Annotated in this window: 20 protein-coding genes and 3 pseudogenes; 14 read left to right on the top strand and 9 right to left on the bottom strand. The window is 55.0% G+C overall.

The genetic code is table 11. The features are described 5' to 3' along the window. Nucleotides 1-70 precede the first annotated feature (70 nt). Nucleotides 71-1,287, bottom strand: a protein-coding gene (locus RHM68_RS05315; RefSeq protein WP_322216042.1) for an IS3 family transposase whose coding sequence is annotated in 2 segments (ribosomal slippage) — nucleotides 71-942 and nucleotides 942-1,287 — 1,218 coding nt in all. Because the reading frame shifts where the segments join, the coding sequence is not laid out codon by codon here. A gap of 76 nt (nucleotides 1,288-1,363) precedes the next feature. Here RHM68_RS05315 and RHM68_RS05310 point away from each other — a divergent pair. Next, entirely contained in the window at nucleotides 1,364-1,612 is a 249-nt protein-coding gene (locus RHM68_RS05310) for a CsbD family protein (RefSeq protein WP_322220874.1), read from the top strand. A 299-nt stretch (nucleotides 1,613-1,911) separates the two neighbouring features. On the opposite strand, the pseudogene RHM68_RS05305 reads toward RHM68_RS05310, so the two are convergent. Further along, a pseudogene (locus tag RHM68_RS05305) lies at nucleotides 1,912-2,520 on the bottom strand (histidine phosphatase family protein); the annotation flags it as partial. A 186-nt stretch (nucleotides 2,521-2,706) separates the two neighbouring features. Beyond that, a complete protein-coding gene (locus RHM68_RS05300) occupies nucleotides 2,707-3,078 on the bottom strand; it encodes a hypothetical protein (protein ID WP_322220873.1) in 372 nt (123 codons plus the stop codon). Between the two features lie 344 nt (nucleotides 3,079-3,422). On the opposite strand from RHM68_RS05300, the gene RHM68_RS05295 reads away from it, so the two are divergent. Together RHM68_RS05295 and RHM68_RS05290 are read left to right on the top strand one after the other, a co-directional pair. Then, nucleotides 3,423-3,980, top strand: coding sequence for a hypothetical protein (locus RHM68_RS05295; protein ID WP_322220872.1), 558 nt, complete (start codon nucleotides 3,423-3,425; stop codon nucleotides 3,978-3,980). A 652-nt stretch (nucleotides 3,981-4,632) separates the two neighbouring features. Beyond that, a complete protein-coding gene (locus RHM68_RS05290) occupies nucleotides 4,633-4,839 on the top strand; it encodes a hypothetical protein (RefSeq protein WP_322220871.1) in 207 nt (68 codons plus the stop codon). 105 nt (nucleotides 4,840-4,944) lie between these two features. Here RHM68_RS05290 and RHM68_RS05285 read toward each other — a convergent pair whose 3' ends face one another. From RHM68_RS05285 to RHM68_RS05275, 3 genes are all read right to left on the bottom strand, one after another. After that, nucleotides 4,945-6,174, bottom strand: coding sequence for a three-Cys-motif partner protein TcmP (locus tag RHM68_RS05285; protein ID WP_322220870.1), 1,230 nt, complete (start codon nucleotides 6,172-6,174; stop codon nucleotides 4,945-4,947). A gap of 31 nt (nucleotides 6,175-6,205) precedes the next feature. Then, a complete protein-coding gene (locus RHM68_RS05280) occupies nucleotides 6,206-6,988 on the bottom strand; it encodes a phage Gp37/Gp68 family protein (protein ID WP_322220869.1) in 783 nt (260 codons plus the stop codon). Nucleotides 6,989-7,568: 580 nt separating this feature from the next. Further along, nucleotides 7,569-8,123, bottom strand: a complete 555-nt coding sequence (locus RHM68_RS05275) for a hypothetical protein (protein ID WP_322223692.1) — start codon at nucleotides 8,121-8,123, stop codon at nucleotides 7,569-7,571. 435 nt (nucleotides 8,124-8,558) lie between these two features. Here RHM68_RS05275 and RHM68_RS05270 point away from each other — a divergent pair, with 435 nt between their 5' ends. The 4 genes from RHM68_RS05270 (at nucleotide 8,559) to RHM68_RS05255 (ending at nucleotide 12,278) form a co-directional block, all read left to right on the top strand. Then, nucleotides 8,559-9,293, top strand: a complete 735-nt coding sequence (locus tag RHM68_RS05270; RefSeq protein ID WP_322220868.1) for an ABC-three component system protein — start codon at nucleotides 8,559-8,561, stop codon at nucleotides 9,291-9,293. Between the two features lie 37 nt (nucleotides 9,294-9,330). Further along, nucleotides 9,331-9,501, top strand: coding sequence for an ABC-three component system middle component 7 (locus tag RHM68_RS05265; RefSeq protein ID WP_322220867.1), 171 nt, complete (start codon nucleotides 9,331-9,333; stop codon nucleotides 9,499-9,501). Then, nucleotides 9,494-11,122: a DUF2326 domain-containing protein gene (locus RHM68_RS05260; protein ID WP_322220866.1), complete on the top strand. Its 1,629-nt coding sequence runs from the start codon at nucleotides 9,494-9,496 to the stop codon at nucleotides 11,120-11,122. The genes RHM68_RS05265 and RHM68_RS05260 overlap by 8 nt, the downstream gene beginning before the upstream one ends. Nucleotides 11,123-11,783: 661 nt before the next feature. Then, complete coding sequence (locus tag RHM68_RS05255; protein ID WP_186751919.1) at nucleotides 11,784-12,278, top strand: hypothetical protein; 495 nt, start codon at nucleotides 11,784-11,786, stop codon at nucleotides 12,276-12,278. A gap of 404 nt (nucleotides 12,279-12,682) precedes the next feature. Here the strand turns inward: RHM68_RS05255 and RHM68_RS26630 are convergent. Both RHM68_RS26630 and RHM68_RS05250 read right to left on the bottom strand, forming a co-directional pair. Beyond that, a pseudogene (locus RHM68_RS26630) lies at nucleotides 12,683-12,810 on the bottom strand (hypothetical protein); the annotation flags it as partial. Between the two features lie 517 nt (nucleotides 12,811-13,327). After that, nucleotides 13,328-14,179: pseudogene (locus RHM68_RS05250) on the bottom strand (cation:proton antiporter); the annotation flags it as partial. A gap of 227 nt (nucleotides 14,180-14,406) precedes the next feature. On the opposite strand from RHM68_RS05250, the gene RHM68_RS05245 reads away from it, so the two are divergent. From RHM68_RS05245 to RHM68_RS05230, 4 genes are all read left to right on the top strand, one after another. Further along, entirely contained in the window at nucleotides 14,407-14,769 is a 363-nt protein-coding gene (locus tag RHM68_RS05245) for an ArsC family reductase (RefSeq protein WP_322220865.1), read from the top strand. Nucleotides 14,770-14,802: 33 nt separating this feature from the next. Beyond that, a complete protein-coding gene (gene dapD, locus RHM68_RS05240) occupies nucleotides 14,803-15,837 on the top strand; it encodes a 2,3,4,5-tetrahydropyridine-2,6-dicarboxylate N-succinyltransferase (protein WP_322220864.1) in 1,035 nt (344 codons plus the stop codon). A gap of 141 nt (nucleotides 15,838-15,978) precedes the next feature. Further along, on the top strand, nucleotides 15,979-17,184 hold the full coding sequence (locus tag RHM68_RS05235; RefSeq protein WP_322223690.1) for a cysteine desulfurase: 1,206 nt from the start codon (nucleotides 15,979-15,981) through the stop codon (nucleotides 17,182-17,184). Further along, a complete protein-coding gene (locus RHM68_RS05230) occupies nucleotides 17,181-17,591 on the top strand; it encodes a SufE family protein (RefSeq protein WP_322220863.1) in 411 nt (136 codons plus the stop codon). Before RHM68_RS05235 ends, RHM68_RS05230 begins: the two co-directional genes overlap by 4 nt. Nucleotides 17,592-17,628: 37 nt before the next feature. Here the strand turns inward: RHM68_RS05230 and tcdA are convergent, their stop codons facing one another. Next, nucleotides 17,629-18,441: a tRNA cyclic N6-threonylcarbamoyladenosine(37) synthase TcdA gene (tcdA, locus tag RHM68_RS05225; protein WP_322220862.1), complete on the bottom strand. Its 813-nt coding sequence runs from the start codon at nucleotides 18,439-18,441 to the stop codon at nucleotides 17,629-17,631. Between the two features lie 294 nt (nucleotides 18,442-18,735). On the opposite strand from tcdA, the gene RHM68_RS05220 reads away from it, so the two are divergent. The 3 genes from RHM68_RS05220 (at nucleotide 18,736) to RHM68_RS05210 (ending at nucleotide 23,513) form a co-directional block, all read left to right on the top strand. Next, a complete protein-coding gene (locus tag RHM68_RS05220) occupies nucleotides 18,736-21,327 on the top strand; it encodes a glycosyltransferase (protein ID WP_322220861.1) in 2,592 nt (863 codons plus the stop codon). A gap of 225 nt (nucleotides 21,328-21,552) precedes the next feature. Beyond that, nucleotides 21,553-22,704 carry a succinyl-diaminopimelate desuccinylase gene (gene dapE / locus RHM68_RS05215; RefSeq protein WP_322220860.1) on the top strand — a complete coding sequence of 384 codons (1,152 nt, stop codon included), beginning with the start codon at nucleotides 21,553-21,555 and terminating at the stop codon, nucleotides 22,702-22,704. Then, nucleotides 22,704-23,513 carry a putative RNA methyltransferase gene (locus tag RHM68_RS05210; RefSeq protein WP_322220859.1) on the top strand — a complete coding sequence of 270 codons (810 nt, stop codon included), beginning with the start codon at nucleotides 22,704-22,706 and terminating at the stop codon, nucleotides 23,511-23,513. Before dapE ends, RHM68_RS05210 begins: the two co-directional genes overlap by 1 nt. Nucleotides 23,514-23,525: the final 12 nt, after the last annotated feature.

Raw genomic sequence — 23,525 nt, 5'->3', positions numbered from 1 at the left:
AACTCCCCTCTCACACACGAAGGTCTGATGAATTGGACTGGCCCCTATCAAACCGGACACCTGCACCCCGTTAAATTGATGCCGCTGCCAAACGCCTAAACTCCCGTGGTGAACGGTATTTCAGCGCGCTGTGCGGATGCTCCTCGTTGTAATGCTCAAAGGCAATCGTCAGGTTACGCAAGGCTGTTTCCCGGTCAGGTTTGGGCATGTGCGCGACGTAGTCGCGTTTCATCGTTTTGACGAAGCTCTCGGCCATGCCGTTGCTCTGCGGGCTACGCACCGGTGTGGTCACCGGTTGCAAACCGATCTGTCGGGCAAACTGGCGTGTCTGTTCAGCGATGTAGGCCGAGCCATTGTCGCTCAGCCATTGCACCGGGGTGGCAGGCGCCTCTTCACCGAAGCGTTTTTCCACCGCCTCCAGCATCAGATCACGGATATCGTCGCCGCTGTACCCGGTCGGGCTGGCCACCCAACCGATGGCTTCGCGGTCGCAGCAGTCCAGGGCAAAGGTCACGCTCAGCTTGGCGTTATCATCACAGCGAAACTCAAACCCGTCCGAGCACCACCGGGTATCGCTGGTGGCCACGGCAATTCGGCCTTCGTGACGGCGTGCCACACCCGGTTGTTTAATCCGTCGCTCCAGCAGCAACTGATGATCGCGCATGACGCGATAAACCCGCTTGACGTTGATCGGCGCCTGACTCTGCTTTTCACGCCGACGACGCAGCAACCCCCACACACGGCGGTACCCGTAGCTGGGCAGTTCACTCACTTCAGCCTGAATTTCTTCGACCAGTGCGGCATCGTCCAGCGCAGGGCGACGCCGCTCGACCTGAGCATTTGGGTTGAGTCGAACCGTCAATTGCGAGCGCGCTACACCGAGACTTTCACTGATCAGCTTCACTGGTCGTCCCCCGGCAACAAGGGTGAGTGCGCAATCCATTTTCGCGACCGAGCAATCTCCACAGCTTCCTGAAGGATCTCGACCTGCATGGTTTTCTTGCCAAGCATGCGCTGTAGCTCGCGGATCTGCTTGAGCGCATCGGCCAGCTCGGAAGCGGGCACCACGCTCTCCCCAGCACTGACAGCCGAGAGACTGCCGCTCTGATAGAGCTTGCGCCACTGAAACAACTGGTTGGCATTCACGCCATTCTGTCGAGCCACCACCGAGACGCTTTGCCCCGGTTGCAGGCTCTCGCGAACCATGGCCAGTTTTTGCTCCGGGCTCCAGCGGCGACGCCGCTCCTGACCCAAAAGCTCCCCACCCTTATCGTTTCTATTAGTCATATACACAGTCGTTTGCCTATCCCTTATGTTAAGGGGGAAACGGTGTCCTGTCTTTCAGGGGGCTCGTCCATGAATCATGAAGAGCGAACAAGTAGAAGGTGTAGCAGAAAAGCTGGCCGGCAAGGCGCAGAGCGCAGTCGGGAAACTAATTGGTGATTCGAAGATGGAAGCTGAAGGTGCGGGCCATCAAGCAGCTGGTCAGATGACTAAAACCTACGGCGATACACTGGACAGCGTATCTACGTTCTTGAAGGAAAAACCGGTCGCCGCACTCGCGATAGGTGCTGCAGCGCTGATCCTGATAAATCGCATTTTTCGTCGTTGAATGTGTAGGAGGTGTTTCCAGCAAGGTGACACCTCTTGCTAATGTCACTCCCCGCACTCCCGCTACAGTTTTCTATCAGAAGGGCGTGGGGATGATAGGCGTAAAGCCGCTTTTGCCTCCTGCAACCGTTGCTCAGCGTACATAGCCGGATCATCCTGTGGCAGAGGATAGCCTGCAGCTGCGAGAGCTTCAGCGCGCTCTTCAATGAGCAGGCGCTCAGGATCACGAACCGCTTGGTAGGCTCTGCCTGATACGCCCCAAGCGGCATCCATTCGTGGCTCCTCAGGGGCTGACCGGCTGACTCTCCAACCGGCTTCGTCGGGTTCTTTCGAAAGCAGGCACTCACCGCAGTTGGGCACGTGGTTTGCGATCTCGTACTTACGCCAGTCCACCATAGCATCGCCATCAATGCCGAGCGGTTTGCGCTCAATCAGCCAGGCTACGGCGTTGATAACCTGACCATGCGAAAACGCTACGATGTCTTGGGCGGGATGTTCAGCAAGTCGATCAAGGAAAGACTGAGCTCGAGCTATAAACTCTAGGAACGACTCTGCGCCTTCCCCGTCCATGAACGCGGGGTCTGCCTTGGCCCAATATGCCTCGACCCAGTTTCGTCTCTGAGCAACGGTCGTGTTGGCACATCGTGCAGGTTCAAGGTAGGTGAACTCGTGAATGGGCCATATTTCGAACGGCGCTGAAGGGAAAGCAGCGACTGTCCGCATCGCCGTTGCTTGGGCTCGGGAAAACGGAGAGGCAACAATCAGATCTGGGGCGTGGACGAATGACTCGGCCACTAGGCGCGCTTGTTCGGCACCCTTTTGCGTAAGAGGGATGCTCGCGTGATCCAGGCTGGCTTTGCCGGCGTTGGCCGCGCTTTCACCGTGCCTGATTAGCCTGACATGCTTCATCGAAAACTCTCACAGACTGGCACGCAGCGCGCCCATCCATTTCTGATATTGGCGGTTTATGACGTAGAGCCAATGGATTATTGCCCCAACGATATCAGAACGCTTTGGTAAGTGTTCTGCGTGGTCAAGTCAGGAATGGTAGGTGTGCGCAGCTCAGAGCATCCCGACAGCACTGTAGTGAGAAAGCTATTTCTTGTGCCAGTAACGCTGCACAGTGGAGGCAGGTAAACCGAGCTTGATCACTGTCTCACGCTGAGTCATACCCGCAACCTTGCACTCTCGTACTGCAGCCAATTTTTTCTGGGAAACCTGAGCTCCCGACGGTCTGCGTACCAGCTCGCCATTTTCTATTTGGCTTGCGAAATCGGCCAAAAATCGTGGCGAAGAAAACTCGCGTACTTCCTTTTTTACTTCGGCCAGTAACTCATGAGGCGATATTTTTTCGCGAAGACTTGTTGCAAGCACCAGCAACGAGACGGTTCGGAGGTCAAGGATCTTTGCTACGGACTCGAGCGTTTCAAGCGATACGCTGACTTTACCGTTTTCAAGGTTGTTCACGTGAGTGGGATCGATGCTAGTCGAAAAATCCTCTGCTTTCAGATCACGTACACGTCTGAGAACGCGTAGGACAGCGGCAAGTGAGTCCCTAGCAAGCATTGGAATCTCCAAATGCGAGGATAAGGCCACATTGCTAAAACCCATTCCATCTAATATATTCAGCCATGGGTATGGCTGGTTGATATCACCTACGCAACGGCGACCCGCAGGCTAACGCCAGAGGCTCCCCACAGCAGGGTATTCGGACGCGCCTCCCTGCTACCGGGACATGTTTACATTTTGGGGAAACTGTAGATTTCAACTGCCCCAGAACTCTATTACGTGAATACAAGGTAAACGTTGTAATGAAGTTTGATTGCGTAAAAGTTTCCGGAAAACTCGACTATGTCCGATCTGTTATGCCCATGAATGGTGGCTATAAAGCCAAGGTCAGTATTGATGGGTCGGTAATTCCTAATTTGACACTGACCAATAAAATTTACGAAGAATTAGAGGTTGGCCAAAATGTGACATTTTATGGGATGTTCAAGAACAGTAGTAAAAAAGAAAAAAATATTGGTGTAATATATGGTGTTCAAAAAGAAAGTGGCGAGAAAATGTTCGCTACTTCCTTTAGGCTTATGGTGCCAATGATTTTGGCGGGCGCCGCCGCTCTCGCCTTCTGCATGGTATTTCTCATCGGTTGGTTTCCATCTCTATTCGCACTAATCTTCTTATTCGGACAAGATCAAAGCTATATGTATAACGCTACTGTGGTTACGATAGTTGAAGCAGGGTTGGTTGCGCTGTTTTTCCTTTGGCGTGCCTGGGTAATTTTCAGTGCCACCTCGAGGCCGGAATCGTGGGAAATTATCGCCCCTTCCACGCTGTCGAGTCGCTTCAGCAAGTTTCATAAGGAGTAATGTTCGCGGCTGACGGTAAAAGCGAAATGTTTGCCCCACAATTTCGCTGAAAATTGAACACAGTCAGAATGCCGGTGCGTTGCGCGTTAGCAAGCGGAGCGCGCAGGCGTGCAGGATGAGCGCCCGAAGGGCCGAGACGCGGTTTACCGTGGCTCGGTTCACGCCAGCCATCCGCCGAAGGCGGCACGCCATAACCACCGCCCATATTTGTGAAAAGGAGGTTGAAATGACCTGCGATTTACTCCGCGAGCGTGAGAAAACTAGGCGAAGAGTTCTGTGGGCGCTTGCAAGCCTCCGTCCTGGTGATCCCACAGCATCCGAGCTCCTTACCATCCTCAATGATCTCGATGACCAAGAGCGAAACGATACCCCTTGTAGCGATAAGCCACTCGAACTCATTGAGGTTCGTAACTCTGTCTTGGTGATGCGCCATAACTCCGGAATCGACATCATTTTGGAGCAGACTATTCCGCAACCCTGGAGAGAGCGTTTCCACCAAGCAAGCATCGGGTCGACTAGGTTAGTTGATGGGCCATACGCGTCAGACTGGGATAAATTCCTGGCGAGTTGGGAAGCAGAGATGCAGCATCTAGAGGCACACAGAGCTGCCTGCACTAAGCCAAAGCTGGATTGATGCGGACGGAGAATAGACGTGGAACGAGACAGCGATGACACCGTGTATTGCGACATCCAAATGCCTGTGGCTCAAGGGCGAGAGCTATTGGCGTTAGTGAATGCCCTGCGAGAGTCGAAAGCTCATCCAAGTCTCGATAGAGTTTTTGAACACATGCAGGATGAGCTCAGCACCTCAATTGACGTCGTTGAGAAACCGCCGACCTGGGGGCCATGGTGTCAGTGAATCGAACCCTATTGAACACCTCTGACCTGCCTTCAAAAGTCTGATCTACCCAGTTGCAGGCACCCAGGTTGATTCACTCCCGCTCTTATGCTTGAACCCACCACATCATTTGGGGAAGAAGAAGCTTCGTTGCTTTTTGAAGGCGATGATGTCCGTTGTATGGATTTGGCTGGCCTTGCGTCTTGTTCCACCGGTAGCGGTTTGAATCTCGATCTCGTTGCTGCCGAGTAACGCAGCATTGATGTCATCGCTATGGGCTGGAGTGTTGTTATAGATCCTTTCGAAAAAATCCCTAACGGATAAGGCGGGTGCCGAGTCGTGGAGGAATTTCGGAATGTCCTCCCGTAGCTGGTCTTTTGCCTGATCTCTAGCCGACTCATTGAAGAGGTAAAGTGTTTTACCTTCGCTAGGGTCATGCGCAAGCATGCTAAGGCCAGATCTGCCGAAATGAGCTTGAGTCTCGCTATTTTGGTGGAGCCGGTCATTGTAAACCTGACGAGCACGATACGAATTGGCCAGGTGTATCAGCCAATATCGCCAACCATTAGGGTTGTTGATTGAAAAAGGGCTGACAAACTTTGCACATTTCTTAAAATTTTCGAAGACGATGTTTTCCGCCACGCCGAGCCACGCTGTCTTCGATTGCTTCTCTTCAAGGATCTCGAAATCCTTGCTGCTCAGCTGCAAGTATGCCAATTGGCTCGATAGCGTTTTCGGATCGTGCTGCTTCAGGAAGGCCAATAGCGAAGAGATGACGAAGGTGTAAAACACCTCCACAGACTCATTCAGATTCATCATGTCGATCAAGGTTGCAGTATCAACATGGCTGTGCCCACACTGATCCAAGTTAAAGATTATATTCGGGTATTTCTCCGATTTAATCTGGGCTCTGATTCTTGGATAAGCGTGTTCGAACAACTCAGTCGAGTAGCGTGCTTGGATTTTTAGCCGGCTGTTTAAGACGCTGTGGTGAACAATAATCGGATTAAGGACTGTTTCCAGAATGCTAGTTGCCATTCTTTCAGCATCGTTGAGGAAAAGACTGCACTCAATATCCACGAGGGGTAAATTGTTAACTGCCCTGTAAGTGTTGATGTCAGTTAACGCTCGATTCAGTTCTTCCACAAAGATGATGGGTGAACCGGCAGTGCCGCATTTGTATCGTCCAGCACCACTGAAGCCGTCTACCACAGCCAGGCGAAATTTTCTGACCTGCGGGTGCTTGCATCGTGTGATTACGTACTGATAAAAATAATCGCGAAGTATTTGATGTTTCTTCCTTGAGTGTTCTTCAAGAATTGCACCTTCTTCCCAATCATACTTCTTCTTAGCCATGGATATTCCTTGTCAGGCTACGGTATTTCTACTAGGCCATGCCCACCAGCTTTACAGGCATTTCATCCCAGGTTTTGCCACGGTATTCGCGACCGTTAGCTTTTTTCGAACGGCGGACATTGTCTTCACCCCACGTCCCCCACTGCTTAAAGAAAAACGCTGTGCCGCTTTCTAGGCACTGCGTGTAGATCTCATCAATCCAGCCTTCCTTCACAGGCCGCGCTTTATTACCGCTCTCACCGCCGACAATCGCCCAGTCAATCTGCGAGAGATCGATGCTGCCTACGGGGCCAATCAGTGGCTCAAAGGAGATGAATCTGATCTGCGCAGGTGTGTCTTTCAGAAACTGAACGCGCCCAGCAGCATCACGGTCTTCCACGGAGGTGCCCAGCCACACATTGGGTAGCACCTCAGTGATGACTTCATTGAGAATCTGCTTCATCCGCTCTGGCCGCTTGGTCAAAATCTGGTAATTGTGATGCGGGGTTTCTCGCATGACCTTCCAGACGGCAACTATGAACTCTTCGCTGACCTTCTCATGGAAAAGATCGCTCATTGAGTTCACAAAAACCTTCCTGGGCTTCTTCCAGCGATACGGAATCGCCAAGGCGTCGTGATCTTCGACGATGGTGCCGTTCCAGATTACGCGCTTGTTCTTTTTGCGGGTTAAACCCATGTATTTTGGAGTGCCCATGGCTTCAAGCCGACGTGCCATTTCCATGGCATAGCAGTTCTTGCACCCGGCACTAATGATGGAGCAGCCTGCTACCGGATTCCAGGTAGAGTCTGTCCACTCAATCTGTGTCTCTGCCATATCCTTTCCTAGCCCCCTCGTTTGCGTTCCTAGCTGGCGCATGTCTGACCGAGAGAGCCGAATTCGGTGCCATCATAATGAATTACTTGCCATTAGGGCAGATATGATGGCGTTTGAGGCTCTGCGGATCGAATGCTGTACATTTGTACAGCGTAGTGTTTCCTGCTGCATTGAGCACCCTAGGCATGGTGTTTCCCGCCCAGTGGCACATGTTTCTCTAGTGGATGGGAAATCTGTTGCCGAAAGCTACTTTTGAGGTATGGGGAATCTACCAGGTGGTATCAAGCTGTTCACAGCTCTTATGACAGCTCTTATGACTGCCCGCTCCTCAGCCTGCACCCAGGCTTGGGAGTTTATCCCTCCAAAAAGCCATTGCTAGCCTCACACTTGATCTGTGAAGAGACCAGAGTGTGGGAACTACAGGCATTGTCCAGGGAGGAACTGATCTAGGCATCACGCAAGCGGAGCGCGCAGGCGTGTGGCATGGAAGCCCGAAGGGCCGAGACCTTGGCATCGCAAGGGCTCGGTGCACGACAGCCGCTCCCCGCAGGGGCGCGCCCCAACTGAAAGTTCAGGGTCATCAAAGCTCCGCATCCCAAGCATCCATAGCCTCGCTCACAGTCGCGTACCACTGGAGGTCACCGAGCTGTAGGGCATTCGCAATTTGCCTGTTGGTATTGCCGTCGACCCAAGTCGGGAGGCTTTCTGTAGCCCCTGAGAACATGCTGGCCGTCGCGACCGAGTATCCACCGGTACTCGTAGACTTGAGGCACACGTACCGCACCACAGCGCCACTCAGCAACCGACGCCAGGTCACCACCTCTATACAGTCCATGGCGCTCACCGGAGCCTCTACGGTGGAACTCACTAACGGTTCCATCTGGGCAGCTTCCGCTGCTCTTAATGATCGGCTAGGCGCTTCTGGCCTGTGGACAAGATGCTTCAACTGCTCACGTGAGGCGATTATTTGATCGCGGAGCTCTTCGGGGTCGATAGACATGCCGCCCCGGTCGGTGACCGAAAGAGTCTTTAACCCGTTCGCTGCCAGGATGAACTCACGCTCGCGCTTCTGCTCCCAATCGGGACGGCGGTCGGGATAGAGGACGTTAAAGACGCGTTTTAAAAACTTCAGCATCATTTCTAGCCTGATTAGAGGGAGGCAAGCTCTGGCGATCATACCTCACAGCTTCAATCATGCTCACACCGCCATTGGTTGCCCCTTCCTCAAAAGGCGGGGCTTAGCTATACCGGCGATGATGGCAAAATGGTATGTTGCGCGAGACAAGTGGAAATCAGGCACAGGGAATGTGGAATTTTAAACAGGCAACTTGCGAAAGCAGGATGTCTCTATCAATAGACACAGCCGCACCGTTGGCTGACAGCGTCTTGCTACCCTCACAATCACCCGTAGATCAGGCGTTCTTGTTTTGCCGCTTGGAACCTATACCTGCGCCTCTTCATTACTCTTCCAGCAGCCAACCGGGGCACTGCTCAGCCCTGAGTGGCATGCACACAACTTAGGTTTTATATGGCGAATGTAAGGACAACTTACCATCCTGAAGAGCACAGCATGCTTTATGCGGAAACAGGTGGTATCTGTCCGCTTTGCGCTCTTGTAATCATAGATAAGAAGCCAGGTTCAAAAAACCCTAGAAAGTTTTATGAAATCGCTCACATCTACCCTCTGAATCCAACTGCCGCTCAAACTCTGGCACTGATAAATCACACGATTCCTATCGACATAAACGGTCTCGGCAACGTGATCTGCTTGTGCCCATCTTGTCACCGGAAGTATGACAAGGATTTTAAGATTGAAGAGTATGATCGGTTACGGGAAATTAAGGACGGCTTCATCCGAGATACCGAGGCAAGAAAGTCTATTTCTGAACACAGCCTCAGGATAGAGATAAAAGAGCTGATTGAGTCATTCGCTGATCTAGACGACGATAGCCTCGTCACCTTTGACTTAGAACTAAATGCCTACACCTTAAAAGAGAAACTAAAGAAAGGCGCTACCAACGTCCTGAAACGCAACATACGAAACGACGTGGTTGGCTATTTCGTGACAATTCGGGATGAACTGCGTCTGCTTGAGCAAAGGGATCAAGCATCAGTCAAGATGCTGCTCAACCAAGTAAATACCTATTTTTGGGCGATGCATAGAGATCATCCTGACAACAAGGATGTAATTTTCAACTATATCGCTCAATGGATTAGCGCTAAAAGCGGTAAGTCGCTGGATGTTTCGAAGATCATAACTTCATTCTTTGTTCAAAACTGCGAGGTTTTCGATGTTAGTGCCTAGTAAGTTTACGAAGCTTGAGGAATCTACGATTTTCAAGATGCACGTAATCCTAGCAGAGAAGGAGCTTGGCGAAACAGTAGCCCAAGCCCTCGCGAAGACTCGCGATAAATTCTTAGACACCTCTGAATTTCTTGCTGCGATGGATGTTCTATTTTTTCTAGGTTATTTAGATATTCAGGATGAAACTGGAGTGATTGAATATGCTTAAACAGGTGAAGTGCAGTCTATTCAATCAAACCCCTATTGAATTCCATGCTGGACTAAATATTGTCCTTGGTGATGACGAAGCCAAGAACTCTATTGGCAAATCATCAGCTCTCTTGGTGATCGACTTCGCAATGGGCGGTAATAGCCTATTGGTAGACGACGCCGGAGTTATTAAGGTGCTTGGGAACCATTCATACGAAATCACATTTGACTTCGGTGGCGCCCCCCTATTCGTAACTAGGTCTACTGAGCAGCCAGACGTCGTTGATGTCTGCGACTCCAACCATGTTAAACAAGACGAAATATCATTAGAAGCGTATAGAGAAAAGCTAAAAAGCCTCTACGACCTGTCTGAGCTAGAGAGCACCTTTCGATCCATTGTTGGCCCATTTGCTCGGATATGGAACAAGGGCGAAGCCGATCCAGATCACCCATTGGCGGGAGCTTCAAAAGAAAGGCTCAGCGCCGGGGTGGCCAGGCTGCTCGATCTCTTTGAACGCACCGGTGATGTTTCCGTGGAGCGGGCTGTACTTCAGACCTTGAAAGATAAAAAAGATCTGATGAGAAAGTCGATGACTGCGGAAATCATTCCACGGATCACGATGACCAAATACAAATCCAACAACCAGCTAATTAAAACTAATGCACAAGCCATTAGTGATATCAAGGATAATTTCGCTGGAGCCATCACCGCATACGAAGCCCTGTTCGACGAAAAATTAAGGGCTATCCAACAAACCAAAAACGAGATGATAAATCAGAGAAATCTGATTTCAGCTAGAAGAGAAAAGCTTCAGAGGGACATATCTGGCGTAACACCTCGCCTCGCTGCAAACATAGCTCTTGTTGCTGAATTTTTCCCAGAAGCCAACCTAGAAAGACTCGAACAGGTAGAGCAATTCCACGCAAAAATTGGCAAGCTAGTCAGCAAAGAACTTAAAAGCGAACTTGAGCTTTTGGTCGCAAATGAATCTGAGATTACCGGACTTATCACCGACCTGGATCAACAAATAAAACTCACCCTTAAAGCTAAAGGCACCCCCACAGACCTATTCACGAAAGTCTTTGAACTTAAAGAGGTTACCGACAAGGCTAGGGAAGAGAATAAATTCTTCGAGCAGAAGGTTTCAATTGATGATAGCGAGGCCGCTTCCAAAACGCGCCTAGATGCTATCTACGACAAAATATTTCTTGAGATTGAAGGCACCATCAACCAGAAGCTTGAGAAATTTAACAATACTGTTTACGGGCCTGAACGCAACCCGTCACAGATTCGCATTAAGAGTGCAAATTCTTACAGCTTTACTTCGCCATTGGATACTGGAACAGGAAAATCGTATGCAGGCTTGGTTGGATTTGATTTGTCAATGCTTTCGCTCACGCGCCTGCCATTTGTCATCCATGATTCGATGATCTATAAAAACATCGAAATTGCCGCCACTGAGCATATCATTCGAATTCTAGCCTCATTTAAACAAAAGCAAATTTTCCTAGCTTTTGATGAGGCGAAAAAGTTCAGCCTCGCGACTCAGCAGATCCTGCAAAACAATAAGGTATTACAATTGCATCGCGACAAACTGCTCTATACGAAGGACTGGCGGGCAAAAGTGAAGAGGACATAAAGAGGCCTGTCGGGTACATGTCGTGTCACCGCGATCCGCGCCTGTTCATACTCGGATCATCACATCAGCCAAGTAGCAGGAGACACGATATGAGCATATTCGACAGAGCTGAAAAACGCGTACTCAGCAAAAGCGAGCTGGGCCTCGTTATCAGGCATTTTCGTGAGACTCGACAATGATCACAGGACACTCTGGCACAGCTTGCGCACTCTACAGAGCGAACCATCCAGCGCATTGAGGCAGGCGAGCAAGCGTGCACACCCTTCGGGCCTTGGCTGCTGCGTTCGATTTCAAAGACATCGACGCATTCACCAAACCTATGGTGATTCCTACGGATGAGCAGCTACCGGATAGGAATGTCCTGTACCTCCTGGGCTTCTTGGAAGGTGAGGCACCAGACTAGCTTGCTCTACCATGGAAGATGATTTAGGCGTGAACCGGGGCATCTTGGCCGTGTGGCGGAGCGTTGGAATGGAGGGATCATCGTATGCGGGCCACAAGCACCTGAGTAGCCTGTGCGCCCCACGGTTGCTTTCGACCCCGCACGAAACGTTTCTGCGCCTAAAGCCTGCACTTACTGGGCACAGTGCTAAATGGCCACTATATTGACATCACCTTTTAATCGCATATTCTCGTGGGCCGAAAAGAAGTGACCGTGAGCATGCGCTGGGATAATTTGACGATCAATGGAAAAGAAGTCTGCATGGCTCATCTGCAGCCCACGGTGCGGACATTCCAATTGGGTGCCAGCGAGTGCAGCGTCGAATTCACGTTCGGGCTTCACTGCTTCACTGACAGCAAAGAAAACGGGGAACTGATCGTCCACCCAAAGACCAAGGAAGAACGATACTTCTGCCCGAATCGGTACGCTCTATCCAAACAACTTATCGACTACATCGATAGGCGCTTCATTGAATCGAAAGTCAGGGCCCACTTCGCCGGAAAAACCAACAGGCGGTACTTCTGCATGGATGTACACGAATATGCGATCTTCTTCGAGATTCGCAAACCGCAGAACATGGAGAACTTCCTCCGCCTGAATGTGGTCTCGGCCTATGAAGTCGAAACATGGGGTCGAGGTGGTATGCCGAGCAAAGGGCCGCTGCTGAACGTTCGCTACGTGCTCGAAAAGCGTAACGAGGGTGTCCCTGTCTGAACCAGGGCTACGCCGTCTAAACGAGGCCGTTGTCGTTCAATGACGCTACCTGGAAAAGCAAAAAAGCCCTGCGGCTCACACCGTAGGGCTTTTTGCTGAATCACATATCGGCCTAGCCTTTCAAATCCCGCTCACTGGCTGGGAGGAACTCGCCTAAGCTCGTTCCCGGCATCGCTACCCCTTTCTCAAGGTTCCGGTCTGTAGCGACATATTCATAGTACCCAAGCGTGATTCTCACGTCAAAAAAAACATCGTTGTGACACGTCACGCTTGGAACGACCTCCGCCTGCTACGGCGCCGGCAAAAGCGCTAGAACCCCCTCTCCCCTACGTCCCTCTTGGCTTCGCACGAGCAGTCGGCTCTGCCACCAATGGGTCTTCGGGCCAATGATGCTTTTGGTAGCTCGCATATACCAACGCCACGAGCAACTGCAACGCTAGGCACAGGGGAACTATCCAAACCAGGACGGGCCGACACTCATCGCGCCCAATGACATGACCGAATAGATCCCGACCACGGGTTCAAAAAGAGCGTGTTCGTCGGCACACCTGATCTACAAGGCGATCCTAAAAATAATGTGTCTGCCAACTCCTGTTCATCGGCGCTTGGCCGTGTAAGCGACATAGAATTTGGCATCTGAATTTATTGATGCTTGAAAAAGGCACCGGTGCCCTTTTTCGCACCGCAGCCGGCAACCTGGTTCGGGTGAGCCGAAAAGCGCCTGCTGCGGAGAAAATCAGGTTCGAACCTCTTGGTAACTACGACGCAAATGTAAACCGCCAACCCCAATAAAACCGCCGCTGTTTACATTCACTAAGAGAAGGTTTTGGCTTCACAAGGTTGCAAACCGCGTACTAGGTTTACATTTTTCCGATGAAATCGCGCCGAAAATCTTATGTTTACATTTTTCCGAGAAAGCACCATGATTGATGCATCCATAGAAAATGATTTACGCGCCTAGAACCCCATAAATTCAGGGTTTATACGGATAGGACATTGGAATTAGGACGTCTGTCATACGCCCACAAATGACGTTTACATGAAAAGAATAAAAAAACCTGCAAACCGTTGAACGCAAACTCCAGCAACGACCAGACGCTGCGGTTAAGCAGGCGCGTGCTGGTCTGGCGCGGCAACAGGTCGAGCCAGCTCTGCATCATCCCCGCCGCCACCGCCGATAAAATACCCGACGCACCCAGGCGTTCAGCCAGCACATAGGCGGCAAACGGCAGTAACAACATGAAGACCACGTGGGTCGCCGGATCCCCCCAACCGCGAGCGATCATCCAGGCCCGCATACGTCCGACCAGCCAACTCAAGGCCACACCCACCGCTAAACCGCCCACGGCCACCAGGACGAACGTCACGCTGGCGTTGGCCAGTGAGAACACACCGGTCATCGCGGCAACCAAGGCAAACTTAAAGGTCACCAGGCCAGAGGCGTCGTTCATCAGCGCTTCGCCCTGGAGCATGTGCATCAGTGGTGTCGGCAAACGGTTCTGGGAAATGGCCGAGACCGCCACGGCGTCAGTCGGCGACAACACTGCCGCCAGCGCAAACGCCACCGGCAGAGGAATACTGGGTAACAACCAATGAATGAAATACCCGGCACCCACCACCGTGAACAACACCAGCCCCACCGCAAGCGTCAGGATTGGCCCGCGCAGGCGCCACAGCTCACGCTTGGGCATGCGCCAGCCATCGGAGAACAATAGCGGCGGCAGAAACAGAAAAAGGAACAATTCCGGGTCCAGCGCAACGTGCAGCCCAAGCGTTGGCCACGCCAGCAAAGCACCCGCGCCAATTTGCACCAGTGGCAGTGGCAACGGAATCACACGCCCGACAAGACGTGAAACGCCGACCAGCATCAGCATGATCAGGACGGTGTAGGCGGTTTGCATATCGCAAGATTCCCAGGAAATCGACAGCATTGAAGTGCCATATTAGCCGCTTAGACTACTGACTGACCGTTGCACCAATGTCGCACGCAATCGCGCAAAGCCGAGAACAGCGAGATCCCTGTGGGAGCAAGGCTGCTCGCTCCCCCATCAGGTTTTGCGCTTTAACTGAAAGGCCATGGCATAATCCGGCACACTTTTTTTCCAGCACCTGCAAAGGAGGCAATTCCTTGACCGTTTCAAGCAAAACGTTGCACCTTTTCGGCATCAAAGCCTGCGACACCATGAAAAAGGCGCGCACCTGGCTCGATGAACACGCTGTCAGCTACGATTTTCATGATTACAAAACGGCCGGAATCGACCGTGAACACTTGACCCTGTGGTGCAACGAACACGGCTGGCAAGTGGTGTTGAACCGTGCAGGTACGACCTTTCGCAAGCTCGATGACGAACGCAAAGCCGATCTCGACCAGACGAAAGCCATCGAACTGATGCTCGCCCAACCCTCGATGATCAAGCGCCCAGTGCTCGATCTCGGTGACCGAACCCTGATTGGCTTCAAGCCAGACATCTACGCGGCCGCACTCCAGTAAGGCAGCCCGTTCAATTTTGTTAGAGGTATACACATGTCCACTACCCTGTTCAGCCTGGCCTTTGGTGTTGGCACTCAAAACCGTCAAGGCGCATGGCTGGAAGTGTTTTACGCACAGCCACTGCTCACCCCTTCGGCCGAACTGGTCGCGGCAATCGCACCGATCCTGGGTTACACCGAAGGCAATCAGGCGATCGCGTTCAGCACCGCTCAGGCCGCTCAGCTGGCCGAAGCACTGAAAAGCGTCGACGCCGCCCAGGCAGCCTTGCTGACACGTCTGGCCGAAAGCCACAAGCCGCTGGTTGCCACGATTCTGGCCGACGACGCGCAACTGACGTCCACCCCAGAGGCTTACCTCAAGCTGCACCTGCTGTCTCATCGTCTGGTCAAGCCACACGGCCTGAACCTGGCCGGCGTGTTCCCGTTGCTGCCAAACGTGGCCTGGACCAGCCAGGGCGCAATCGACCTCGCTGAGCTGGCCGAGCGTCAACTCGAAGCCCGCCTGCGCGGCGAACTGCTGGAAGTGTTCTCGGTGGACAAGTTCCCGAAGATGACCGACTACGTGGTTCCGGCCGGCGTGCGCATCGCTGACGCGGCCCGTATTCGTCTGGGCGCCTACGTGGGCGAAGGCACCACCGTCATGCACGAAGGTTTCGTCAACTTCAACGCGGGCACCGAAGGTCCGGGCATGATTGAAGGCCGTGTCTCGGCCGGCGTATTCGTCGGCAAGGGTTCGGACCTGGGCGGCGGCTGCTCCACCATGGGCACGCTGTCGGGCGGCGGCAACATCGTGATCAAGGTGGGCGAAGGCTGCCTGATCGGCGCCAACGCCGGCATCGGCATCCCGCTGGGCGACCGCAACACCGTTGAATCGGGCCTGTACGTGACCGCGGGGACCAAAGTGGCACTGCTGGACGAACACAACACGCTGGTCAAAGTCGTCAAGGCTCGCGAACTGGCGGGTCAACCTGACCTGTTGTTCCGCCGCAACTCAGAGACCGGTGCCGTGGAATGCAAAACCCACAAATCGGCCATCGAGCTGAACGAAGCGCTGCACGCTCACAACTAAGCAGGGCGTCAATCGATCACCTGCCCTTTGTAGGCGCAGGGCATGCTCGCGAAGCTTTTGGTGCCAATGATGGCGCCTTCGCGGGCACGCCTAGCGCCGACAGGTCAAGCGTACTCGCCCATGTCACCAGGGCCGAACAACATGATGATTGCCTCTCCCTGGCGCGCCGATTTTCCGGCCATCGCCGCATTGCAGCGGCAGGGCCAGACGTATCTGGACAGCGCCGCCACCACGCAAAAACCCCAAGCACTGCTTGATGCCATGGCGCATTACTACGCCAACGGCGCGGCCAACGTGCATCGGGCGCAACACCTGCCCGGCGCCCTCGCCACTCAGGCGTTCGAGGACAGCCGTCGCAAAGTCAGTCAATGGCTGAACGCCGGCGACAGCGGGCATATCATCTTCACCCACGGCGCGACTTCCGCGCTGAACCTCTTGGCTTATGGCCTGGAACATCGCTTTAATCCGGGCGATGAGATTGTCATCAGCGCGCTGGAGCATCACGCCAACCTGTTGCCGTGGCAGCAATTAGCGCACCGCCGCAACTTGAAGCTGGTCATTCTGCCGCTGGATGCCCAAGGGCTGATTGACCTTGGTGCCGCCGTCCGATTGATCGGCCCAAGCACCCGGCTGCTGGCCGTCAGCCAGTTGTCCAACGTCCTCGGTGCTTGGCAACCTCTGCCCGCCCTGCTGGCGCTGGCCAAAGCACACAACGCATTGACCGTGGTCGACGGCGCTCAGGGTGTGGTCCATGGCCGGCATGACATGCAGGCCCTCGGTTGCGACTTCTATGTGTTTTCCAGCCACAAGCTCTATGGCCCCGATGGTTTGGGGGTGCTGTTTGGGCGCCATCAAGCCCTCGAGTGCCTGCGGCCATGGCAGTTCGGCGGTGAGATGGTGCTCGACGCCGATTACCACGACGCACGTTTTCGTCCGGCGCCACTGGGGTTTGAAGCTGGCACACCGCCGATTGCGAGTGTGATTGGTCTTGGCGCCACGCTGGATTACCTCGCCGGGCTGGATCAGGACGCGGTGTCCGCCCATGAAGCGGCGCTGCATGGCTATTTGCTCAAGGGGCTTGAGGCGCGCAACGGCATTCGCTTGCTGGGCAAACCGCAATTGGCACTCGCCAGTTTTGTGGTCGAAGGTGTGCATAACTCGGATGTGGCGCACTTGCTGACGGAGCAAGGGATTGCCGTGCGCGCCGGACACCACTGCGCCATGCCGCTGCTCAAAAGCTTCGAACTGGCCGGCGCGATCCGGGTGTCGCTAGCGCTCTACAACGACTCCGCAGACCTGGAGCGGTTCTTTGAAGCGCTGGATCAGGCGCTGGAGTTACTGCGATGAGTTTGCCGGCCGACGCCGTCACCGCGCTGGACACTTTTCAAAATGCCGCCGGCTGGGAGCAGCGGGCGCGGTTGCTGATGCAGTGGGGCGACCGACTGCCGGCGTTGAGCGATGTGGATAAAGTCGACGCCAACCGGGTACATGGTTGTGAAAGTCAGGTCTGGTTGGTGGGTTCGCTAAATGACGGCCACTGGCTGTTTGCCGCGAGCAGCGATGCACGATTGATTCGCGGGTTGGTGGCGTTGCTGCTGGCACGAGTCAACGGTTTGTCCGCGCTTGAGTTGCGGCAGGTGGATTTGCCGGATTGGTTTAATCAGCTTGGGCTGAGCCGCCAGCTCTCCCCTTCGCGCAGTAATGGCCTTAATGCCGTTTTACAGCGAATGAAAGAATTGGCCGCGCCCTTGTAGGAGCGAACCTGCTCGCCAAGGGCCATCAGTCGCAATTTTAAACCGCAGATTTAACCCGATCTGCCGGCCGCCGCACACCCGCCACAATTTTATCCACAGCCTTGGTTGCCGCGACCATGCCGAACGTCGCCGTCACCATCATCACCGCGCCAAAACCACCCGCACAGTCGAGCTTCACGCCATCGCCGACAAAACTCTTCTGCAAACAAATACTGCCGTCCGGCTTCGGGTAGCGCAGTTGTTCGGTGGAAAAGACACAGGGCACGCTGTAATGACGGGTCACGGTGCGGGAGAAGTTGTAATCGCGGCGCAACGTGGAGCGCACTTTCGAGGCCAGCGGGTCGTTGAAGGTACGGTTCAGGTCGCAGACCTGGATCAGCGTCGGATCAATCTGCCCGCCCGCGCCGCCGGTGGTAATGATCTGAATCTTGCGGCGCTTGCACCAAGCAATCAGCGCCGCCTTGGCATTGACGCTGTCGATGCAATCGATCACGCAGTCGATGTTGGGCGTGATGTACTCGGCCATGGTTTCGCGCGTCACGAAATCCGCCACGGCGTGTACCGTGCAGTCTGGATTGATGCCGCGCAAGCGTTCGGCCATTACTTCGACCTTGGGTTTGCCGACGGTGCTGTCCAGCGCGTGCAGTTGGCGGTTGGCGTTACTGACGCAAACGTCATCCAGGTCGAACAGCGAAATCTCGCCCACACCGCACCGGGCAACGGCTTCCGCCGCCCAGGAACCCACACCACCGACGCCGACGATCGCCACATGGGCCGCGCGCAAGCGTGCCAGGCCCTCAATGCCATACAACCGAGCAATGCCGGCAAACCGCGGATCTTCTGTACTCATGACCATTACCCCAAAAACCGGCGCGCATTATAAAGGGTGTCCTGCCTCACAAACACTGTTCCTTTTTGACGGCGCCCGCTGCTGTCAAAAAACGAAAGGGGCCTGCGAGGCAAGATACCTGGGCGGCTACAAGCTTTAAGCTGCAAGTGTAAGAACTTAAGACAAAGTAGAGTGCCCAACGTGCGGCACTTCTCTGTCCTCTGTACGGCCAGTGAACGCCCGGTGTAGGATGCGCGCCCCTTGGCAATCGCCGACCGTTCCTTCGTTCCACAGCCTTTGGAACCTGAAAAAGCTATGTCATCGCGTAAATTTGGACTCAACCTGGTGGTGGTGCTCGCCATCGCTGCCTTGTTCACCGGCTTCTGGGCGCTAATCAACCGCCCGGTCAGCGCCCCTAACTGGCCTGAACAGATCTCTGGTTTTTCGTACTCGCCGTTCCAGCAAGGCCAGTACCCACAGAAAGACCAGTACCCGAGTGACGATGAAATGCGTCGCGATCTGGAGATCATGAGCAAGCTGACGGATAACATCCGTACTTACTCGGTCGACGGCACCCTGGAAGACATCCCCAAGCTGGCGGAAGAGTTCGGACTGCGGGTGACCCTGGGGATATGGATCAGTCCGGATCAGGAACGCAATGAGCGTGAGATCCTGCGCGCCATCACCCTGGCCAATACCTCACGCAGCGTGGTTCGCGTGGTCGTGGGTAACGAGGCGATTTTCCGTAAGGAAATTACCGCCAAGGACCTGAGCGTGATACTCGACCGCGTCCGTGCCGCAGTGAAAGTGCCGGTGACTACGTCCGAGCAATGGCACGTATGGGAAGAACACCCGGAACTGGCTAAGCACGTCGATCTGATTGCCGCTCACATTTTGCCCTACTGGGAATTCATCCCGGTGGACAAGGCTGGGCAGTTCGTCCTCGATCGCGCTCGGGACTTGAAAAAAATGTTCCCGAAAAAACCGTTGTTGCTCTCGGAGGTTGGCTGGCCGAGCAACGGTCGTATGCGCGGCGGCACCGATGCCAGCCCGGCGGATCAAGCGATCTACCTGCGGACATTGGTTAACAAGCTGAATCGTCAGGGCTTCAACTACTTCGTGATCGAAGCGTTCGACCAGCCGTGGAAGGCCAGCGACGAAGGTTCGGTGGGCGCGTATTGGGGCGTGTTTAACGCGGCGCGCCAGCAGAAGTTCAACTTCGAGGGCCCGGTGGTCGCGATCCCGCAGTGGCGTGTACTGGCTATCGGCTCGGCGGTACTGGCGTTGCTGTCGCTGACCTTGTTGATGATCGACGGCTCGGCCCTGCGTCAGCGTGGCCGGACCTTCCTGACTTTTATCGCCTTCTTGTGCGGTTCGGTTCTGGTGTGGATCGGTTACGACTACAGCCAGCAATACAGCACCTGGTTCAGCCTGACGGTGGGCTTCTTGCTCGCCCTCGGGGCGCTCGGGGTGTTTATCGTGTTGCTGACCGAGGCCCACGAACTGGCCGAAGCGGTCTGGACTCACAAACGCCGGCGAGAATTCCTGCCGGTAGAAGGCGAATCGGACTACCGACCGAAAGTGTCGATTCACGTACCGTGCTACAACGAGCCGCCGGAGATGGTCAAACAGACCCTCGACGCCCTCGCCAACCTCGACTATCCGGACTTCGAAGTCCTGATCATCGATAACAACACCAAGGACCCGGCGGTCTGGGAACCGGTGCGTGATTACTGCGAAACCCTTGGCCCGCGCTTCAAGTTCTTCCACGTCGCACCGCTGGCAGGCTTCAAGGGTGGCGCGCTGAACTACTTGATCCCGCACACCGCCAAGGATGCCGAAGTGATTGCGGTGATCGACTCGGACTATTGCGTCGAGCCGAACTGGCTCAAGCACATGGTGCCGCACTTCGCCGATCCGAAAATCGCCGTGGTGCAGTCACCACAGGATTATCGCGACCAAAACGAAAGCACCTTCAAGAAACTCTGCTACGCCGAATACAAAGGCTTCTTTCATATCGGCATGGTCACCCGTAACGACCGTGACGCGATCATTCAGCACGGCACCATGACCATGACCCGACGTTCGGTACTCGAGGAATTGGGCTGGGCTGACTGGTGCATCTGTGAAGACGCTGAGTTGGGTCTGCGGGTGTTCGAAAAAGGCCTGTCGGCGGCGTACTACCACACCAGCTACGGCAAAGGTTTGATGCCCGATACCTTTATCGACTTCAAGAAACAGCGTTTCCGCTGGGCCTACGGGGCGATTCAAATCATCAAGCGTCACACCGCAAGCCTGCTGCGTGGCAAAGACACCGAACTGACGCGTGGCCAGCGTTACCACTTCCTCGCGGGCTGGTTGCCGTGGGTAGCGGACGGCATGAACATCTTCTTCACCGTCGGCGCCTTGTTGTGGTCGGCGGCAATGATCATCGTGCCGCAGCGGGTCGATCCACCGCTGTTGATTTTCGCAATCCCACCGCTGGCACTGTTCGTGTTCAAGGTTGGCAAGATCATCTTCCTCTACCGCCGCGCGGTCGGGGTCAATCTGAAAGATGCATTCTGCGCGGCGCTGGCCGGGCTGGCCTTGTCCCACACCATCGCCAAAGCGGTGCTGTACGGCTTCTTCACCAGCAGCATTCCGTTCTTCCGCACCCCGAAAAACGCCGACAACCACGGCTTCTGGGTGGCGATTTCGGAGGCTCGCGAAGAGATGTTCATCATGCTGCTGTTGTGGGGCGCTGCGCTGGGAATCTTCCTGGTACAGGGCCTGCCCAGCAACGACATGCGCTTCTGGGTGGTGATGTTGCTGGTGCAGTCGCTGCCGTACCTGGCGGCGCTGATCATGGCGTTCCTGTCTTCGCTGCCGAAACCGGCCGCCGAGCCTGCGCCTCTGCCTGCTGTCTAAATCCGTAGAGATGCACTAAACGGCGGCCAATGGCCGCCGTTTTGCTTTAAGATAACCGCCATTTTGCGCGCCTTAGGCGCTATGGCCTGACCCAATACCTGTGGGAGCGAGCCGGCTCCAGACGGCGTTGCGACGAAGCGTCCGTCACACTTAACCTTTATGTTGACTGCCAGACCGCTTTCGCGAGCAGGCTCGCGCTCACATTTACCGCATCCGGAGTTTTCCATGACGGCCCACGCTGACCTTTCGCCGACCCTCCAACTCGCTATCGACCTGATCCGCCGTCCGTCTGTAACGCCGGTCGACGCCGATTGCCAGAAGCAGATGATGCAGCGCCTGGGCGATGCCGGTTTCAAACTGGAACCGATGCGTATCGAAGAAGTGGATAACTTCTGGGCGACCCACGGCAACCACTCGGGCCCGGTCCTGTGCTTCGCCGGCCACACCGATGTAGTCCCGACCGGTCCGGTGACTGCCTGGCAGATTGATCCGTTCAATGCGCTGATCGACGAGCACGGCATGCTCTGTGGCCGTGGCGCAGCAGACATGAAAGGCAGCCTCGCCGCGATGCTGGTAGCAGCCGAGCGTTTCGTCGGTGACTACCCGGACCACAAAGGGTCGGTGGCCTTCCTGATCACCAGCGACGAAGAAGGTCCGGCGCATCACGGCACCAAGGCAGTGGTCGAACGTCTCAAGGCCCGCAACGAACGTCTGGACTGGTGCATCGTAGGAGAACCGTCAAGCACCACCTTGGTCGGTGACGTGGTCAAGAATGGCCGTCGCGGCTCTCTGGGCGCCACGTTGACCGTGCGTGGCATGCAAGGCCACGTTGCTTACCCACATCTGGCCAAGAACCCGATCCATCTCGCCGCCCCGGCCCTCGCCGAGCTGGCCGCCGAGCATTGGGACCACGGCAATGATTTCTTCCCGCCGACCAGTTTCCAGATCTCCAACCTCAACTCCGGCACCGGCGCGACCAACGTGATTCCGGGTGATCTGGTGGCGGTGTTCAACTTCCGCTTCTCCACTGAGTCCACCGTTGAAGGCCTGCAAAAGCGGGTTGCCGATATCCTCGACAACCATGGCCTGGACTGGCACGTAGACTGGGCACTGTCCGGCCTGCCGTTCCTCACCGAACCGGGCGCCCTGCTCGATGCCGTCGCGTCGAGCATCAAGGACGTCACCGGGCGCGAGACCAAAGCGTCCACCAGCGGTGGCACTTCCGACGGTCGCTTCATCGCAACCATGGGGACACAGGTGGTTGAGCTGGGGCCGGTCAACGCGACCATCCATCAAGTCAACGAGCGTGTGCTGGCCAGCGACCTCGATGTACTGACCGACATCTACTACCAAACCCTGATCAAGTTGCTCGCCTGATGCTCGCTTGCCCGATCTGCAGCGAACCGCTGAACGCGGTGGAAAACGGTGTCGCGTGCCCCGCCGGGCACCGTTTCGACCGTGCGCGCCAGGGTTACCTGAACCTGCTGCCGGTACAGCACAAGAACAGCCGCGACCCTGGGGATAACCTGGCGATGGTCGAAGCGCGACGTGACTTCTTGAATGCCGGCCATTACGCGCCGGTGGCCAAACGTCTGGCCGAACTGGCGGCGAAGTACGCACCGCAGCGCTGGCTGGACATTGGCTGTGGCGAGGGTTACTACACCGTACAAATCGCCAACGCCTTGCCGGATGCCGACGGTTACGCGCTGGACATCTCGCGCGAAGCGGTCAAACGCGCCTGCAAGCGCGACCCGGCATTGAGCTGGTTGATCGCCAGCATGGCCCGCGTGCCGCTGGCGTCCGGCTGTTGCCAGTTTCTGGCCAGCGTCTTCAGCCCGCTGGACTGGGAAGAAGCCAAACGCTTGCTCAGCCCCGGCGGCGGCTTGATGAAAGTCGGGCCGACCAGCGGCCACCTGATGGAATTGCGTGAACGCCTGTACGACGAAGTGCGTGAGTACACCGACGACAAACACCTGGCCCTAATGCCAGAAGGCATGACGCTGGCGCACAGCGAAACCCTGGAATTCAAACTGACACTGGACAGTGGTCAGGATCGTGCCAACCTGTTGGCAATGACGCCTCACGGCTGGCGTGCCAGTGCCGAACGACGCGCGGCGGTCATCGCACAGGTCGAACCGTTCGAGGTCACTGTTTCGATGCGCTACGATTATTTTGTGCTTCAGTAACGCTTACATTTT

Source organism: Pseudomonas sp. DC1.2 (assembly GCF_034351645.1).
GTDB lineage: Bacteria > Pseudomonadota > Gammaproteobacteria > Pseudomonadales > Pseudomonadaceae > Aquipseudomonas.
This window is presented reverse-complemented; position numbering and strand designations above follow the sequence as displayed.

Coding starts and splice junctions, on each gene's coding strand:
- RHM68_RS05310 (WP_322220874.1), top strand. CDS start 1,364: ATGAAGAGCGAACAAGTAGAAGGTGTAGCAGAAAAGCTGGCCGGCAAG.
- RHM68_RS05295 (WP_322220872.1), top strand. CDS start 3,423: ATGAAGTTTGATTGCGTAAAAGTTTCCGGAAAACTCGACTATGTCCGA.
- RHM68_RS05285 (WP_322220870.1), bottom strand. CDS start 6,174: ATGGCTAAGAAGAAGTATGATTGGGAAGAAGGTGCAATTCTTGAAGAA.
- RHM68_RS05280 (WP_322220869.1), bottom strand. CDS start 6,988: ATGGCAGAGACACAGATTGAGTGGACAGACTCTACCTGGAATCCGGTA.
- RHM68_RS05275 (WP_322223692.1), bottom strand. CDS start 8,123: ATGCTGAAGTTTTTAAAACGCGTCTTTAACGTCCTCTATCCCGACCGC.
- RHM68_RS05270 (WP_322220868.1), top strand. CDS start 8,559: ATGCTTTATGCGGAAACAGGTGGTATCTGTCCGCTTTGCGCTCTTGTA.
- RHM68_RS05265 (WP_322220867.1), top strand. CDS start 9,331: ATGCACGTAATCCTAGCAGAGAAGGAGCTTGGCGAAACAGTAGCCCAA.
- RHM68_RS05260 (WP_322220866.1), top strand. CDS start 9,494: ATGCTTAAACAGGTGAAGTGCAGTCTATTCAATCAAACCCCTATTGAA.
- RHM68_RS05255 (WP_186751919.1), top strand. CDS start 11,784: ATGCGCTGGGATAATTTGACGATCAATGGAAAAGAAGTCTGCATGGCT.
- dapD (WP_322220864.1), top strand. CDS start 14,803: ATGTCCACTACCCTGTTCAGCCTGGCCTTTGGTGTTGGCACTCAAAAC.
- RHM68_RS05235 (WP_322223690.1), top strand. CDS start 15,979: ATGATGATTGCCTCTCCCTGGCGCGCCGATTTTCCGGCCATCGCCGCA.
- RHM68_RS05230 (WP_322220863.1), top strand. CDS start 17,181: ATGAGTTTGCCGGCCGACGCCGTCACCGCGCTGGACACTTTTCAAAAT.
- tcdA (WP_322220862.1), bottom strand. CDS start 18,441: ATGAGTACAGAAGATCCGCGGTTTGCCGGCATTGCTCGGTTGTATGGC.
- RHM68_RS05220 (WP_322220861.1), top strand. CDS start 18,736: ATGTCATCGCGTAAATTTGGACTCAACCTGGTGGTGGTGCTCGCCATC.
- dapE (WP_322220860.1), top strand. CDS start 21,553: ATGACGGCCCACGCTGACCTTTCGCCGACCCTCCAACTCGCTATCGAC.
- RHM68_RS05210 (WP_322220859.1), top strand. CDS start 22,704: ATGCTCGCTTGCCCGATCTGCAGCGAACCGCTGAACGCGGTGGAAAAC.